The sequence below is a fragment of the Mesorhizobium sp. CO1-1-8 genome, from assembly GCF_020164875.1.
Taxonomy (GTDB): Bacteria; Pseudomonadota; Alphaproteobacteria; order Rhizobiales; family Rhizobiaceae; genus Mesorhizobium.
Window position 1 is genome coordinate 544,759 of record NZ_JAIUGZ010000001.1, and the last position, 15,277, is coordinate 560,035.

The window sequence follows — 15,277 nt, forward strand, 5'->3', positions numbered from 1 at the left end:
CATGTCGTTATCCCCAAACCGCTATACACTTTTGGGCGACATGCATCAGCGTTTGTGGCCGGTGTCGAGCCGGCGTTCGGTGTACATTGAATAGCGCGACATGCCGAAGCAGAACAGCCAGAAGACGAAGGCGGCGAAGATCAGGCCGGACCTGGCCGTCTGCGCGGTTGCCCAGTTTGCATCGGAAAAATTCTGTTTGACGATGCCGAGCAGGTCGAACATCGAGATGATGATGACCAGGCTGGTGTCCTTGAACATGCCGATGAAGGTGTTGACGATGCCCGGAATGACCAGTTTCAGCGCCTGCGGCATGACGATGAAATACATCTTCTGCCAATATCCGAGGCCGAGCGAATCGGCACCTTCATACTGGCCCTTGGGGATCGCCTGCAGGCCGCCGCGCACCACTTCGGCCATATAGGCGGCGGCAAACAGCGACACGCCGATCAGCGCCCGCAGGAACTTGTCGAAGGAGACGCCGGCCGGCAGGAACAGCGGCAGCATGACGCTGGCAAAGAACAGCACGGTGATCAGCGGGATGCCGCGCACCGTCTCGATGAAGACGACGCACAGCGTCTTGATGATCGGCATCTTGGAACGGCGGCCGAGCGCCAGCACGATGCCGAGCGGCAGCGACACGGCAATGCCGACGAAGGACAGGCTGAGCGTTACCAGCAGCCCGCCCCACAGCGAGGTCTCGACATGCGGCAGGCCGAACATGCCGCCGACCAGCAGGACGAAGGCGACGACCGGCAGCACGAAGAACAGCAAAACCGCATTCAGCCCTTTGCGCGGCACCTTCGGGATGAGCATCGGCACCAGCAGCGCCACGAACAGGATGGCGACCAGGATCGGCCGCCAGCGCTCCTCGATGGGATAGCGCCCGACCATGAACTGGCCGAATTTGGCGTTGACGAAAGCCCAGCAGGCGCCGGTCCAGCCATCCGGCTGGATGCCGCCTTGCGCCACCGTGGCGCATACGGTCCGGTCCGGTCCCGTCCACACGGCGTTGATGAACGCCCAGTTGATGATCTGCGGCAGGATCATCGCCACCAGGGCGATGCCGACGATTGTCAAAATGGTGTCGCCGGTAGAAGCGATCAGGTTCTTGCGCACCCACGCACCGAGGCCGGTGACGCTGGCGGGCGCCGGCTGCGCCAGCACCATTTCGGTGCGCACCCAGGACATATCATGTTCTTGCATGTCCTTACCTCACCTCTCCACCAGCGCCATCTTGGCGTTGAACCAGTTCATCACAAGCGAGGTCAGGAGGCTGATGGCGAGATAGATCACCATCATGATCACCACGCCCTCGACGGCCTGGCCGGTCTGGTTCAGCACCGTACCGGCGGTCGCCGTCAGGTCCGGATAGCCGATGGCGATGGCCAGCGACGAGTTTTTGGTCAGGTTGAGATACTGGCTGGTCAGCGGCGGAATGACGATGCGCATGGCCTGCGGCACGACGACCAGCCGCAGGATCGATCCGGACCGTAACCCCAACGCACCGGCAGCTTCCGTCTGGCCCGCGCTGACACCCCTGATGCCGGCGCGCACGATCTCGGCGATGAAGGCGGCGGTATAGCAGGACAGCGCCAGATAAAGCGACAGGAACTCCGGCCGGACCTGGAAGCCGCCGGTCAGGTTGAAAGTCGACTGCTTCGGGTAGTCGAAACTCAGGGGAAAGCCGCTCAGCGCATAGGCGAGCAGCGGCAGCCCGACGATCAGCGCCGCGGATGTCCAAAACACCGGAAATTGCTGGCCGGTCGCCATCTGCCGTTGCCGCGCCTTGCGCGCGACGAACCACGCCATGGCGATGCCGACGAGCAGGGCGACGAAGATCAGCCATGAGCCGTCGCCCCACACGGCGCGTGGGAAATAGAAACCGCGCTGGTTGAGGAAGGAGCCGAACGGCAAACCGATGCTGTCGCGTGGTGCCGGCAGCACGGCCAGCACGCCGGAATACCAGAAGAAGATGACCAGCAGCGGCGGGATGTTGCGGAAGACCTCGACATAGACGGTGCAGATCTTCCTGATCAGCCAGTTCTGCGAGAGCCGGCCGATGCCGATGACGAAGCCGATGATTGTCGCGGTGATGATGCCGACGATGGCGACGATGACCGTGTTGATGAGGCCGACCAGAATGGCGCGGCCATAGGTCGAATCCGACGAATAGGCGATGGCGCTCTCGCTGATGTCGAAGCCGGCGCGGCCCTTCAGGAAGCCGAAGCCTGAAGCGATGCGCAGCCGCGTCAGGTTGTCGATGACGTTGTGGGCAATCCACCAGACGCCCGCCACCAGCAGCACGACGACCAGCACCTGGAAGAATATGCCCCGGATTTTCGGATCGTTGATGAAGGAGCCGCGGCTGGGCTCCTCGCGAAGTACGTCCTGCGATGCCATTCGACCGTCCCCTGGAAAGAGAAACCGGGAGGCAGATGATCTGCCCCCCGGATCACATTTCGATCAGCGGATCGGCGGCGCGTATTGCAGGCCGCCCTTGGTCCACAGCGCGTTGATGCCGCGCGCGATCTTCAGCGGGCTGCCCGAGCCGACATTGCGCTCGAACATTTCGCCATAATTGCCGACCGCCTTGACGATGTTGACCACCCAGTCATTGGAAACGCCGAGATCGGTACCGATCTTGGTATCGGCTTCCTGGCCGAGCACGCGCTTGATCTCGGGGCTGGCCGAGTTCTTCATCTCATCGACATTGGCCTTGGTGATGCCGAGCTCTTCAGCCTGCAGCAGCGCGAAATAGGTCCACTTGACGATGTGGTACCACTGGTCGTCGCCCTGGCGAACGGCTGGTCCGAGCGGCTCCTTGGAGATGATCTCGGGCAGCACGACATGGTCGGCCGGCGCTCCCAGCGTCAGGCGGATGCCATAGAGGCCCGACTGATCGGTGGTGTAGACGTCGCAGCGTCCGGCATCATAGGCGGCGTTGACCTCTTCCAGCTTTTCGAAGACGACGGGATTGTACTCCATCTTGTTGGCCTTGAAGTAGTCGGCGAGGTTCAGCTCGGTGGTGGTGCCGCTCTGCACGCAGACGGCGGCGCCCGAAAGCTGCAATGCCGAATTGACGCCCGGCAGCTTCTTGGCGTTGATCATGAAACCCTGGCCGTCATAGTAGGTGACGCCGATGAAATTCAGGCCGAGTGCCGTATCGCGGTTGATGGTCCAAGTGGTGTTGCGCGACAGAATGTCGATCTCGCCCGACTGCAGCGCGGTGAACCGCTCCTTGGCGCTGAGCGGCGTGAACTTGACCTTGGAGCCGTCACCAAAGACGGCGGCCGCGACAGCGCGGCAGAAATCCGCATCGATGCCTTGCCAGTCACCCTTGTCGTCCGGCGCCGAAAAGCCGGCCAGGCCGGTGGAGACGCCGCACTGGATGAAGCCCTTCGCCTTGACCGTGTCGAGAGTGGCCGCCGACGCGGCGGACGCCATCAATCCAAGCGTGGCGGCGCCAAGAATGCCGATAGCAATATGTTTCATGACCCACAGACCCTTTTCTCTGTTTTTCAGGAGTAAATCCTGATTTTTTTCTCCCGTGTGAACGCGGCTTCATCCCGGCCCATCCCGAAACCCCGCATCGTAACCGACGCGCCGCCTCCCATTCACAAATGTCATCGAAGGCGATAATTCCTGTGAGGTCAAGGGAAATGACCCAAACCCGAAGAGTTTGAAAACCGATTGCCGTAAATGCCCGATTTACAGACAAACACGCCCGCGATTTAGCCGGCAGGGCTAATAAAGGCGGCAAAGCTCATGCAACGCCAAAGCGGCGCCAATACGGGCCGCGACAGCGAGATCCATCCCAGGCAATACCTCGTCGTTGTTGACCTCCGCGGCGAGGAATTACCATGTCCCAAGATTGTCATCTGACGATATACTGTCGCCTGCGGAACAATATATGTCGCAGACAAAGACTGTTCTCAAAAGGCTTGAAAGACGATCCAGGTCCCGATGGCAGCCATCAACGCGCCTGAAACGCGCGGAATCAGCTGCCCGGTCGGCACCGTCTTCTCCAGCAGAACAAGGATGGCGATGCCGGCGATCCACAGCACGTTCATCACACCACCGACGAACAGCAGGGCCATCAGCGCCCAGCAGCACCCCAGGCAATAGACGCCGTGATCCATACCGAGCCGAAGCGCGCCGAGCGGGGCGGAGCGGAATCCGCCATGGCCGGCCAGGAACGCGATCGGCGCCTGACATTGGCGCAGGCAGACGCCCTTCATCGGCGTCCATTGATAGAGACCGGCGGCGATCAGAACAAGGCCGCCGAGGACCGCGCTGCCGGTCGCCATCGAGGGATCGAGCAAGGCAAGACGGGCGAGCAGCCATTGCGCACCGGTCGCCAGGAGGCTGAAGACGACCCAGACAGCGAGATAGCCCGCAAAAAACCATCCCGTCGAAGCGATAGGCCTGCCATCCGCCCGCGCCTTGCGGCCGACCCCGGCATAGAGCAGCAACATCGGTGCGACCGAAGGCGTCATCATGCCGACCATCATCACCGCCCACATCGTGAAAGTGAAAGCGAAATCGGCCAATGCCCAGGCGCGGAAGCCGGGCGCCACTGCGGCGCCCATATCCATGCTGGCCATACCCGCGTTCGACCCGTCCATGTTCGACATGTCCATTCCGGCCATGTCACCGCCTCCGCTGTCCGGCAAGGGAGAACCGGGCATGACCGTGTCGGCGGCGAGCCACAGCACATAGGCCCAGGCGAGCACGGCAATCACCACGAGCGCGGCCATCACGACCGCGCGATCGCGCCGCAGCACCGCCTCGAGGGCCGTATCGCCCATTGGATCAGGTCAATGCACGATGCCGCTCTGCGTAAGATGCAGATTGGCGAAATGGCTGTGCGTATCTGCCAGCTCGAACTTGATCGGGCCCGTCGCCTTGGTCCAGCCGCGCCCGACCTCGGCGATCGCGTACTCGAAGCCGTGTGGCAGGTCGATGCGCGCCTGGTGCGCGGCCCCGGTGACCGGATTCCGGATCGGCTCGCCGCGACCGTCGGTTATACCCTCGACATGCAGCTGACTGGTTCGGGCGTCGACATCGATCTTGAATTCGATCGGTGCAAAGATCGGGTCGTGGAATTTCTCCAGCGTGGTCGAAAAGACCTGGAAGATCGTTGCACCCGGCTCGGTGTCCAGACCGCCCAATATGCGAAGCAGCGCGCTACGTTGGGCTTCCGTCGCCCTCTCGTCGATAACCACCGCGGCTTCGCCCCCGCCCTGGTGTATGGCGCCGGGCCAGCTGAAAATCCCGACGAACCGCAACCCGTCGAGCTTGGTGTCGCCGTGATGGCCGCTCTCGATTTCCATGCCGGCGACCGCCTGGCAGAATCCGTATGTCGGCATGGCGTTGAACTGGCACGGGCAGCCATAGGCGCAGTTGCAGTTGATGAATTCGCTCGCCTTCATGGCCCATTTCACGTCCGGCATGGCATTCCTCCCTTGCCGCGCTCACGCTTCGTGAGCGCGATCCGGATCCTGGAGGACCAGAAGTCAACCGGCAGCAACCATCCGGCAGCATCTGATCGAAGCAATCCGGCGATTAATATTAGGCAGCGATCATATACCATTCACAGCCGCCCACAATAGGCCGATGGGTGGGGAAAAGGGCTCCGAACTCAGGTCAACAAAAGACCTGACGACGACCAGCTCGGGGGATGTCGGCAGCTTTTTTGCCGGCAGCTTTCGTGCCGTCGCTTTTCATAATAGGAATTTTTTCTTGACTCCATGCTCTCAGCTATGGTACATATTCATCCATGGTGCTGATTTGCGCCAATGACCCGCCGCACAGGCGGGTTTTTTCGTTTAACACCCTGTCCCCGCATCACTGTTTTGCCGCGACGAATTGGCATATTCGAAGTCCATCTCCTGGCGGACGGTGGCTGTTGCACGGTCCATGCCGCCGCACTATGGCTAGCGGCTTGTCAAACAAGGCGGCGCAGAATGGCGAAAGACGGCGAGCACCTTAGCGGCGGGATGGGCATCAACACGCGGCTGGCCCATTCGGGCAACAATCCGCATGACTATTTCGGCTTCGTCAATCCGCCGGTGGTGCATGCTTCGACCGTGCTTTTTCGCGACGCGGCTTCTATGGCGGCGCGAACCCAGAAATACACTTACGGCACGCGCGGCACGCCCACGACCGATGCGCTTGCCCATGCCATAGACGCGCTGGAAGGCTCGGCAGGGACGATCCTGGTGCCGTCGGGCCTTGCGGCGGTGACGGTGCCGCTGCTCGCCTTCGTGTCGGCCGGCGACCATCTGCTGATCGTCGATACCGTCTATCATCCGACCCGCAATTTCGCCGACACGATGCTGAAGCGGCTGGGCGTCGAGGTCGAGTATTACGCCCCCGATGTCGGCGCCGGCATCGCGGCGTTGATCAAGCCCAACACCAAGGTGGTGTTCACGGAATCGCCGGCCTCCAACACGTTCGAGGTGCAGGACATCCCGGCCATCGCCAAGGCGGCGCACGCCGCAGGCGCCATCGTCATGATGGACAACACCTGGGCGACGCCACTCTATTTCCGCCCGATCGACCATGGCGTAGACATCTCGATTCATGCGGCGACCAAATACCCGGCCGGCCATTCCGACGTGCTGCTTGGCACGGTGTCGGCCAATGAGAGCTGCTGGAAGCATCTTTACGAAAGCTTCTGCACGCTTGGCTGCTGCGCCGGACCCGATGACGTCTACCAGGTGCTGCGCGGCCTGCGCAGCATGGGCGTACGCCTCGAGCACCATCAGCGCAGCACGCTTGCCATCGCTTCCTGGCTCGAGGGCCAGAAGGGCGTGGCGCGCGTGCTCCACCCTGCCCTTCCCAGCCATCCGGACCACGATCTATGGAAGCGCGACTTCCGCGGCTCGAGCGGCATCTTTTCCATCGTTCTTGCCGGTGGCGGCCAGAAGCAGCAGCACGCTTTCCTCGACGCGCTGCGGATCTTCGGCCTCGGTTATTCCTGGGGCGGCTACGAGAGCCTTGCCGTGCCTGTCTGGCTCGGTGACCGCGTTGTCGCGAAAGCCTCCTATGAGGGGCCGTTGATCCGCCTGCAGATCGGTCTCGAGGACGTCGACGACCTGAAGGCCGACATCTCGCGCGGCCTGACCGCCGCTGCGGCGGCCTAAAGCGTGTCGCGCCTGAAGGGGTTCAGGCGACCCGCATCAGGTCTTTGTTTTGGTGCATGTCGTTTTCCCAAAACCGAGGTCACTTTTGGGCGACATGCACTAGCGGAATTCTATTCCCTAAAATTGCGGTTTCCCGGATCGGTTTGGCTTTCAAATTCAACGATGCCGCGTCATTGCGGTGCGATCGGCACATTTTCGACTTCCCCTGGAATACCGGCAGAGTTTTCGACCCCATGGCTTTCCGCCTTTTTGTTCCCATTCTTGCCGGCGCGACGCTGCGCGAGCGTCTCGTCGCCTGTATCGGCGCGACGATCGGCATTGCACTCACCGGTGTGATCGCCAGCCTTGTGCTCGGCAACGGCCCGCACGTGCCGCTGCTGGTGGCGCCGATGGGGGCGTCGGCGGTGCTGCTGTTCGCCGTGCCCGCCAGTCCGCTGGCACAGCCATGGTCGATCATCGGCGGCAACACGATATCGGCACTGGTCGGCGTGATCGTGGCGCATTTCATCCACGAAACCGCCCTTGCCAGCGGCATCGCGGTGGCACTGGCCATCGCTGCCATGTCGTTCACGCGCTGCCTGCATCCGCCGGGCGGAGCGGCCGCGCTGACCGCGGTGCTGGGAGGGCCTGCCGTCATCAGCGCCGGCTTCCTGTTTCCATTCGTGCCGGTGGCGCTGAACTCGATCCTGCTGGTGGCGCTCGGCTACGGCTTCCACAGGCTGGCCCGCCGCAGTTATCCGCATGTACCGGTTGCAGCGCCGGTGAACAGCCACGGTACCGGCGATCCGCCGGCGCAGCTGCGCGTGGGCTTCCGGTCCGAAGACATCGATGCCGCGCTTGGGGCACTCGACGAGACGTTCGATATCGATCGCAACGATCTCGACCGGCTGCTGCGGCAGGTCGAATTGCAGGCGATGGTGCGCACGCACAAGACCCTCCTGTGCGAGGACATCATGTCGCGCGATGTGATCTCGGTCGATGCTCACACCTCCACCGAGGTGGCGCGCCAATTGCTGCTTGACCACAACATCCGGACCCTGCCGGTCGTCAATGCGGAAGCCAGGCTGGCAGGCACCGTGGGGTTGCGCGAACTCACCCAGGCCTCCGGGACGGTCGGATCCGTTATATCGCCCGCGGCAACAGCCGCTGCCGGCTTCGCCGCCATGGGTTTGCTGCCGGTGCTCACCGACGGCCGCAGCCATGCGGTCATCATCGTCGACGACGACAAGCGGATTCTCGGGCTGATCACCCAGACCGATCTGTTGGCGGCCACGGCGCGCCTGCAGGCTGCCTGACAAGCCTTCACTCGCGCGGTAAGGTACCGCCGCCGGGCCTCGCGAAAAGTCTTCGGGAACTTTTTGCCGGCAACAGCGTCCAATCTCTCAATCGAGGTTCCGGTCCGGAGATTGGGTTGAGGAAACTGGCCATGCCTGCTGTCTTGACGGCCGTGCCTTCCGCCGTGCCAGGCGAGATGCAGCTTGTGAGCCGCGCGCTGGCGCGCGACAGCGAAGCCTTCCGCACCATCATCAAGACACACAATCAGCGGCTCTACCGGATCGCGCGCGGTGTCGTACGCAATGACAGCGAGGCCGAGGACATCGTGCAGGAGGCCTACGTCAAGGCTTTCGCCCATCTCGATGCGTTTCGCGGCGACTCCTCGCTCGCCACATGGCTGTCGCGCATCGTCATCAACGAGGCGCTCGGCCGCCTGCGCAAAAGGCGCAGAACGATCGCACTGCCGGAAAATCCGCAAGCCGAGATCATCCGGTTCCCCCTCAATCTCAGCGACGATCCGGAACGGACGATGGCGCAAAGGCAGATCCTCCAACTGGTCGAGCAGGCCACCGACAGCCTACCCGACGTCTACCGGACGGTGTTCGTGGCGCGAGTGATCGAGGGGCTGAGCATCGAGGAGACCGCCGATCTCCTCGGCGTGCGGCCGCAAACCGTCAAGACGAGGCTGCACCGCGCGCGCGCCCTGGTGCGCAAGGCGCTGGACGACCAGATCGGACCGGTGCTGCTCGATGCCTTCCCCTTCGCCGGCCGGCGTTGCGAACGACTGACCAGCGCGGTGATGCGGCGGCTCGGGCTGGAAAGCTGAGGCCTCACCGGATTCAGTTGATTTTGGCGGGAACGTTTGCCGCTGACCAGCATCCAATGACCGTCAACCGAAAAACACAGTCCGGCGCGATTTCAGCGTTCCGACGAAGGAGATGCCATGTCCATCCGACACACTGCCGCGCTCGCCGCCATGCTGCTGCTTGGCGCGTCCCCGTTCGCACAGGCCGCCGACAAGCCAACCGACCCGCAGATCGCCCACATCGCCTATACGGCCGGGGTCATCGACGTCGAAGCGGCCAAGCTGGCGATCGAGAAATCGAAGAACAAGGAGGTCGTGGATTTCGCCAACGACATGGTGCGCGACCATGAAGCTGTGAACGTGCAGGCCCTCGACCTGGTGAAGAAGCTGAAGGTCACGCCGGAAGACAACGCCACCAGCAAGGCGCTGACCAAAGCTGCGACGGAGGAGCGGGCCAAACTCGCCAAACTCAAGGGCTCTGCCTTCGACAAGGCCTATGTCGACAATGAAGTCGCCTACCACAAGCAGGTCAACGCCGCGCTCGAAACCCTTTTGATCCCGTCGGCGCAGAATGCCGAACTGAAGAGCCTGCTGGAAACCGGCCTGAAGATTTTCCAGGGCCATGAGCAGCATGCCGAGCATGTCGCCGGCATGCTGAAGTAAGGATCGGGAGCATGCCGACACGCCATCTGTGGATTGCCTTGACGCTGGCCGCAGGTATCGCACCGGCGCAGGCTGAAACCATCCAGGTTACCATCGACAGGCTGGTGTTCTCTCCGGCCACCGTCGAGGCCAAGGTCGGCGATACGATCGAGTGGGTGAACAAGGATGTGTTCGCCCACACGGCCACCGTGAAAGGCGGCTGGGAGGTGATGATCCCGCCGAAGAAATCCGCAAGCCTGACATTGAATGCCGCAGGACCGGTCGACTATTTCTGCCGCTTTCACCCCAACATGAAGGGCCGTTTGGTGGTGGCGCCCTGATCCAGCGCCAACGAGGCTCGCCTGGCCTCGTCGGGACGCGCGATATGCGTCCACGAGCCGTCATAGCCCGGCTCGCGGCGTGCCATCCAGGCATTCAGCCCTTCGCGCAGATCAGCGGTCGGGGCCATGCGGGCGAACTGCTCGGCCTCGATCAGCAAGCCTTCGGCGATGCTCTGGTTGAGGCCGCGCGCCACCGCCGTGAGGATGCCGGCAATCGCCAGATCGGAGTGCCGCAGGATACGCCTGGCCAGGCCGATCGCGGCCGGCATCAACTCGGCATGCGGCACAACCTCGTTGACGAGACCTAGCTCAAGCGCCCGCGGCGGCGCAAACCAGTCGCCAGTCAACAGCAGTTCGAGCGCCCGCTTTCGCCCGGCAAGCCTGGGCAGGCGTTGGGTTCCACCAAAGGTCGGCGGCATTGCGAGGTTGATTTCCGGCTTGGCGAACAAAGCGCGGTCACTGGCGATGGCGAGCGGCACCGCCTCGGTGATTTCGCAACCGCCACCAAAGGCAATGCCGTTGACGGCAGCGATGACGGGCTTGCGGTAGGCTTCCAGCCTTGCCGTCAGCCGCTGCCCGCGCATGACGAAGTCCCGCATCGCGACATCGACGCCAAGCGCCACGCTGGCCGAGAACTCGTGAATGTCGCCGCCCGCCGAAAACGCCCGCTCCCCTGCTCCGGTCAAAATGACCGCACGGACGCTGTCATCGACTTCAATGTCGTCGAGGATCGCAAGCAGGCGATCGATCAGGGCATAGTTCAGCGCGTTGAGTTTATCCGGCCGGTTGAGGGTGAGGATGGCAATCCCATCCCTGGTCTCGCTAAGGACAAGATCGGTCATCGGCTCTTTCTCCTTCATCATGCATACGAACCGGAAGACTATCCCCTTTTTCGCTTGTGTATATTCACTAGTCGGTATACCTAGGCTCATGCCTGACACGCAAAGTCCCACCCGCAAACGCATTGTCGATGCCGCGACTAGGCTCTTCTATGCAGAAGGAATCGGTCGTGTCAGCGTCGATGCCGTCGCCGAGGAAGCGGGTCTCACCAAGCGCACGCTCTACTACCATTTCAAGAGCAAGGACGACCTGATCGCCGCCTATCTCGATGGCCGCGACCAACCCAATCTGAAGCGGATGGCCGGCTGGTTCGATGCTGCCGAAGGCGGCGCGGACCGCAAGGTCGAGGCGATCTTCACCAATCTGGCGAGGTCCGCTCGCCACCCGAAATGGAAAGGATGCGGCTTCCTGCGCACGGCCGCCGAACTCGCCTCGATGCCCGGACATCCGGCGGTCAAGGTCGGTGCGCGGCACAAGCTTAATTTCGAAACATGGCTGGCCGGCGCCTTGTCTGACCATGGCGTCGCGGAGCCGCAGACCCTGGCACGCGAGATCGTGCTTTTGATCGACGGCTCCTTTTCGATCATGCTGATCCACCGCAACCCCGATTATATCGAGTCCGCCGGACGCGCCGCGGCGACGCTGGTGCGGGCGCGAATTTCAGGCAGCCAGGTCTAGAACCCGAAAGCCAGCCACGCCGTGCCGGCGGCCAGCGTTATCAGCGTCAACGGCAAGCCGACCTTGAAAAAAGCGCCAAACGACAGCGTCGTACCGGCGGCCCGTGCCTGCTCGGCGACGATCAGGTTGGCGACCGAACCCAGCAATGTGAAATTGCCGGCCAGCGTCGAGCTCATGGCGACGACCAGCCAGGCGCGCTCGGGGTTTTCGAGGCCGGGTATGAAGGGCCGAAGCGCCAGCACGGCCGGGACATTGCTCATGATGTTGGAGAGCACCGCGGTGAAACCGGACAGCCGCCAGACATCGTCCAGCGCCAGGTTCTTGGCCGAGGCGATCATGTCGGGCGAAAGAAGCGTCTTTTCGGCGCCGGCGACGACAACGAACAGACCGGCGAACATGAACAGCAGCGGCCCGTCGATCTCGCGGTAGATGCGTTCGGGCTTGATGGCGCGGGTGAGCAAGAGGATGGCGCCGCCGATGAGTGCTGCCTTGGCCACGGGCACGCCGGCGAAGAAGGCGATCGCCAGCCCGATGCAGACCACCACCGCCTTCAGCACCTGCCCCCTGTGCATACGGCCGCGCGAGACCTCGGGCGTCAGTTGGACTGTGCGGGCGAATTCGGCCCGGAAGACGATACGGATGATGACGACGACCGCGACGAGGCCGAACAGGGCGACCGGAGCGAGCGCTGCCGAAAAGGCCGGATAGGAAATGCCCGACAGCGCACCGATGACCATGTTTTGCGGATTGCCGGTGATGGTGGCGACGCTGCCGCAATTCGACGCGGTGGCGGTGGCGATCAGATACGGGATCGGGTTGCGCTTGATGATGCGGGTGACGTGGACGACGATCGGCGCCATGACAAGGCAGATGGCGTCGTTGACCAGGAAGGCGGACAACACGCCGGTCAGCAGCGTCACCATCACCAAGAGCATGAAGGGCGCGTGCGCGTGCTCGATGGCGACGGCGCCAAGGCCGCGAAAGGCGCCCGACACTTTCAGATGCGCCACCACGATCATCATGCCGAGCAGAAGCGTGATGGTGTCGAAATTGATCGCCCGGTAGGCATCCTCCATGCTGAGCGCGCCGATGGCGATCATCGCGGCCCCGCCGAGCAGCGCGATCCCTGCCCGGTCGAGGCGCAGGCCGGGGATGCGGCCGATGGCGACACCGGCGTAAGTCAGGATCAGGATCAGCAGTGCCGCCGCGCCCATCAATGTCATCGATAAGAAGTCCTGCCCAGCCTGTGGCGCGCCGCTGCCTGTCAGCCCAATGGTCCGATGTGCGTGCCTGCTTTAGCGCGATGTCAAGATCGATGACAGCGGGCATGTTGTTGCGCCAAGCACAGCCCAAGGGATGACGTGCCGCTAACGCAGATAGAAATCCAGCCTCTGTCGCAGTGCCTGCGGTGAAAACAGCTGCTCGACGGTCTGCCGTGCCTTGAGGCCTACTGCGGTCCGCAGCGCCGGATCGGCTTTGAGATCGGCCAGGATCCGCGCCGCCTGCTGCGTCGTTTCGAACAGGAAGCCGTTTTCGCCATGCCTGATATGGTCGGAATAACCGCCATATGAATGGCAGACCACGGGCAACCCGCAGGCCATCGCCTCGAACACGACGCGACCGAAGGTCTCCACATGCCAACCGGTGCGATAATAAAACACGTCGAGCGTCTGCAGAAACTCCTCGGCGGTAAATTGGCCGGGTGGCAACAGCTCGAGTTGCGGATGCGGCGTGAGACTGCCCTTGAGCCCTGTCCCTCCCTGAATCCGCAAGGCTGTACCTTCGGCCAGCAATGTCTCGTAGAGAGGTATGTCATCGGGATGATGTTTGCCCGGCCCATCGCGGCTCAAGCGTCCGACGGTGAACGGACGATCCGAATCCAGACGCCGTGGTGAAAAACGTTCGATCTCGATCGGAGAGGGGTGCACGGTGCCGTCGATTTGGAGCAATCGCTTCTGAAAGTCGGAAACAAGCACTATCTCGGCGGCGGGCCATCCCAGGCTCCGAGGCATGCGCGTGGTGAGGTTGAGAACCTTCGGATGAAGGGTGTTGAAGTCGTAGATCAGCCGGCGCGGCCGCGGGATCAGGTAAGGCCACACCTTGTTGCGCCAATGCGCTCCGAGAAAAACGTAAGTGCCGCCATCCGGAACTTTTCGCGTAAGCGGGGAAATCCGACGTATCGGGAACTGCCGCATTAATTCATCTGAAGCCCGCGATGACGCAGCCCAAAGGCGCACCTCCGAATCGGCGCTCAACAGCCGATAGAGTTCCAAGGTCTTGAGGTCACTGCCACCGAAGGGATCCTGAAAGCCGTTGAACAAATGGATCATAATAGCTGTGCTTACCTGACCGTTTCCGCCATTGTTGGCCGGCGTCAAAAATCATGATCGCTCGTCGGCCGTAACTTGGAAACTCAGGAGTGAGAACCGTTTCCGCCGACAACGAAACATCGGCAACGCGGGGGAGTATACCGGTAAGCGGTTGCAGTCCATGGCCTATCGAGCCGGCACGCTATCCGTAAAGATCGGAATCCCGGCATATGACTGTAAGCATTGAAGCGTAGAGAAGCGGCCTGCGTCGGTTTCGAGAGCTCCCGCCGTCAATGCACGGTGGCGACCCCGGGCGCAGGCGCCGGAGACGTTCCGACCGGATCGAAGCTGACCTGATCGCGTCCGTTCGACTTGGCCGTGTAAAGCCTTTTGTCGGCAGCGGAGAAGATTTCCTCATAGGTGATCGGGCCGGTAAAGCTTGTGCCGCCGATGCTGACGGAAAGCGGACAAGGCCTGCCGCCGGGTGAGAATTCCATCTCCCTGATACGCCGGCGGATGCTTTCGGCAACCACCCAGGATTGCGAGGGATCCACGCCGGGCAAAAACACGCCGAATTCTTCCCCGCCGATGCGGCCGACGATATCGCCGCCACGCAGTTGCCCCTTGATCGCCTGCGCTATCAGTTTGAGCGCCTGATCGCCGCAGTCATGGCCGAGCCGGTCATTGATCAACTTGAAGTGGTCGGCGTCGATGATCAGCAGCGCCCCCGAACGGGTCTGCTCCTGCTTTCGGGTCTGCTCGAGATAGGCTTCGACCAGCATCGAGAAGGCGCCACGGTTCAGCACCGCCGTCAGGCTGTCGGTCGCGGCGATGACGCTGAGATCGCGCTGCGCGATGGCCAGCTGGCGAATCTTCCACATCAGGAAAAACAGAAACGAGCCGCCCAGCACCAAAGGCAGCATCAGGTCGGTCATCTGCGCCCGCCACACGGCCTCGGGCGAAAGATAGGGAAAATTGAAGGAATCGACGAAGAACGCCACGGCAATGAAGAATGCCGTACCGACTGCCGTGACAGCGATCACCCTGCCCCAGCTCGTCGGCGACAGATCGAGCTTCATCGCGTTCAACTCCGTTAGCCGTCGCTACTATGACGCACCAACCCAAACAAATTGATAAGACTTTCCCTCCAATTCGATATCGGGCGGCGGAATCAAAACCACCGGGGCCAGCCCCTGTCGACGATTTGCGACAGACCCTTGCGCAGACGCCACAGGACGG

General features: G+C 62.4%; 15 protein-coding genes. 6 read left to right on the forward strand and 9 right to left on the reverse strand.

Going from position 1 to position 15,277, the window contains the following annotated elements; all coding sequences use genetic code 11:
* Positions 1–45 precede the first annotated feature (45 nt).
* From LB558_RS02760 to LB558_RS02780, 5 genes are all read right to left on the reverse strand, one after another.
* Positions 46–1,203: an amino acid ABC transporter permease gene (locus LB558_RS02760; protein ID WP_224696093.1), complete on the reverse strand. Its 1,158-nt coding sequence runs from the start codon at positions 1,201–1,203 to the stop codon at positions 46–48.
* A 9-nt stretch (positions 1,204–1,212) separates the two neighbouring features.
* Entirely contained in the window at positions 1,213–2,400 is a 1,188-nt protein-coding gene (locus LB558_RS02765) for an amino acid ABC transporter permease (protein WP_224696094.1), read from the reverse strand.
* A 63-nt stretch (positions 2,401–2,463) separates the two neighbouring features.
* On the reverse strand, positions 2,464–3,492 hold the full coding sequence (locus tag LB558_RS02770; protein ID WP_023814120.1) for an amino acid ABC transporter substrate-binding protein: 1,029 nt from the start codon (positions 3,490–3,492) through the stop codon (positions 2,464–2,466).
* A gap of 440 nt (positions 3,493–3,932) precedes the next feature.
* Complete coding sequence (locus LB558_RS02775) at positions 3,933–4,808, reverse strand: DUF2182 domain-containing protein (protein ID WP_224696095.1); 876 nt, start codon at positions 4,806–4,808, stop codon at positions 3,933–3,935.
* 9 nt (positions 4,809–4,817) lie between these two features.
* Complete coding sequence (locus LB558_RS02780) at positions 4,818–5,453, reverse strand: DUF1326 domain-containing protein (RefSeq protein WP_224696096.1); 636 nt, start codon at positions 5,451–5,453, stop codon at positions 4,818–4,820.
* A gap of 513 nt (positions 5,454–5,966) precedes the next feature.
* Between LB558_RS02780 and LB558_RS02785 the strand changes: the two genes are divergently transcribed.
* The 5 genes from LB558_RS02785 (at position 5,967) to LB558_RS02805 (ending at position 10,211) form a co-directional block, all read left to right on the forward strand.
* On the forward strand, positions 5,967–7,148 hold the full coding sequence (locus tag LB558_RS02785) for a cystathionine beta-lyase (protein WP_224696097.1): 1,182 nt from the start codon (positions 5,967–5,969) through the stop codon (positions 7,146–7,148).
* Positions 7,149–7,381: 233 nt separating this feature from the next.
* Entirely contained in the window at positions 7,382–8,443 is a 1,062-nt protein-coding gene (locus tag LB558_RS02790; RefSeq protein WP_224696098.1) for an HPP family protein, read from the forward strand.
* Between the two features lie 131 nt (positions 8,444–8,574).
* On the forward strand, positions 8,575–9,249 hold the full coding sequence (locus LB558_RS02795; protein ID WP_224696099.1) for an RNA polymerase sigma factor: 675 nt from the start codon (positions 8,575–8,577) through the stop codon (positions 9,247–9,249).
* A gap of 117 nt (positions 9,250–9,366) precedes the next feature.
* The gene (locus LB558_RS02800) at positions 9,367–9,891 is read left to right on the forward strand and encodes a DUF4142 domain-containing protein (RefSeq protein ID WP_224696100.1); all 525 of its coding nucleotides are present in this window, start codon (positions 9,367–9,369) and stop codon (positions 9,889–9,891) included.
* Positions 9,892–9,902: 11 nt separating this feature from the next.
* Positions 9,903–10,211 (forward strand): cupredoxin family copper-binding protein, encoded by a 309-nt coding sequence (locus LB558_RS02805; RefSeq protein ID WP_224696101.1) that lies wholly within the window; start codon positions 9,903–9,905, stop codon positions 10,209–10,211.
* On the opposite strand, the gene LB558_RS02810 is transcribed toward LB558_RS02805, so the two are convergent.
* On the reverse strand, positions 10,172–11,053 hold the full coding sequence (locus LB558_RS02810; RefSeq protein ID WP_224696102.1) for a crotonase/enoyl-CoA hydratase family protein: 882 nt from the start codon (positions 11,051–11,053) through the stop codon (positions 10,172–10,174). The genes LB558_RS02805 and LB558_RS02810 overlap by 40 nt on opposite strands.
* 88 nt (positions 11,054–11,141) lie before the next feature.
* On the opposite strand from LB558_RS02810, the gene LB558_RS02815 reads away from it, so the two are divergent.
* The gene (locus LB558_RS02815; RefSeq protein ID WP_224696103.1) at positions 11,142–11,729 is read left to right on the forward strand and encodes a TetR/AcrR family transcriptional regulator; all 588 of its coding nucleotides are present in this window, start codon (positions 11,142–11,144) and stop codon (positions 11,727–11,729) included.
* On the opposite strand, the gene LB558_RS02820 is transcribed toward LB558_RS02815, so the two are convergent.
* From LB558_RS02820 to LB558_RS02830, 3 genes are all read right to left on the reverse strand, one after another.
* Complete coding sequence (locus LB558_RS02820; RefSeq protein WP_224696104.1) at positions 11,726–12,952, reverse strand: anion transporter; 1,227 nt, start codon at positions 12,950–12,952, stop codon at positions 11,726–11,728. The two genes, LB558_RS02815 and LB558_RS02820, sit on opposite strands and share 4 nt — an antisense overlap.
* A gap of 144 nt (positions 12,953–13,096) precedes the next feature.
* On the reverse strand, positions 13,097–14,059 hold the full coding sequence (locus LB558_RS02825; RefSeq protein ID WP_224696105.1) for a glycosyltransferase family 4 protein: 963 nt from the start codon (positions 14,057–14,059) through the stop codon (positions 13,097–13,099).
* 269 nt (positions 14,060–14,328) lie between these two features.
* Positions 14,329–15,117 carry a GGDEF domain-containing protein gene (locus tag LB558_RS02830; protein WP_224696106.1) on the reverse strand — a complete coding sequence of 263 codons (789 nt, stop codon included), beginning with the start codon at positions 15,115–15,117 and terminating at the stop codon, positions 14,329–14,331.
* Between the last annotated feature and the right edge of the window lie 160 nt (positions 15,118–15,277).

Excerpts from the sequence above, each read along its gene's own strand:
- LB558_RS02805 (WP_224696101.1), top strand. The coding sequence starts at position 9,903 with ATGCCGACACGCCATCTGTGGATTGCCTTGACGCTGGCCGCAGGTATC.
- LB558_RS02780 (WP_224696096.1), bottom strand. The coding sequence starts at position 5,453 with ATGCCGGACGTGAAATGGGCCATGAAGGCGAGCGAATTCATCAACTGC.
- LB558_RS02815 (WP_224696103.1), top strand. The coding sequence starts at position 11,142 with ATGCCTGACACGCAAAGTCCCACCCGCAAACGCATTGTCGATGCCGCG.
- LB558_RS02830 (WP_224696106.1), bottom strand. The coding sequence starts at position 15,117 with ATGAAGCTCGATCTGTCGCCGACGAGCTGGGGCAGGGTGATCGCTGTC.
- LB558_RS02820 (WP_224696104.1), bottom strand. The coding sequence starts at position 12,952 with ATGACATTGATGGGCGCGGCGGCACTGCTGATCCTGATCCTGACTTAC.
- LB558_RS02810 (WP_224696102.1), bottom strand. The coding sequence starts at position 11,053 with ATGACCGATCTTGTCCTTAGCGAGACCAGGGATGGGATTGCCATCCTC.
- LB558_RS02795 (WP_224696099.1), top strand. The coding sequence starts at position 8,575 with ATGCCTGCTGTCTTGACGGCCGTGCCTTCCGCCGTGCCAGGCGAGATG.
- LB558_RS02800 (WP_224696100.1), top strand. The coding sequence starts at position 9,367 with ATGTCCATCCGACACACTGCCGCGCTCGCCGCCATGCTGCTGCTTGGC.
- LB558_RS02825 (WP_224696105.1), bottom strand. The coding sequence starts at position 14,059 with ATGATCCATTTGTTCAACGGCTTTCAGGATCCCTTCGGTGGCAGTGAC.
- LB558_RS02760 (WP_224696093.1), bottom strand. The coding sequence starts at position 1,203 with ATGCAAGAACATGATATGTCCTGGGTGCGCACCGAAATGGTGCTGGCG.
- LB558_RS02765 (WP_224696094.1), bottom strand. The coding sequence starts at position 2,400 with ATGGCATCGCAGGACGTACTTCGCGAGGAGCCCAGCCGCGGCTCCTTC.
- LB558_RS02790 (WP_224696098.1), top strand. The coding sequence starts at position 7,382 with ATGGCTTTCCGCCTTTTTGTTCCCATTCTTGCCGGCGCGACGCTGCGC.
- LB558_RS02775 (WP_224696095.1), bottom strand. The coding sequence starts at position 4,808 with ATGGGCGATACGGCCCTCGAGGCGGTGCTGCGGCGCGATCGCGCGGTC.
- LB558_RS02785 (WP_224696097.1), top strand. The coding sequence starts at position 5,967 with ATGGCGAAAGACGGCGAGCACCTTAGCGGCGGGATGGGCATCAACACG.
- LB558_RS02770 (WP_023814120.1), bottom strand. The coding sequence starts at position 3,492 with ATGAAACATATTGCTATCGGCATTCTTGGCGCCGCCACGCTTGGATTG.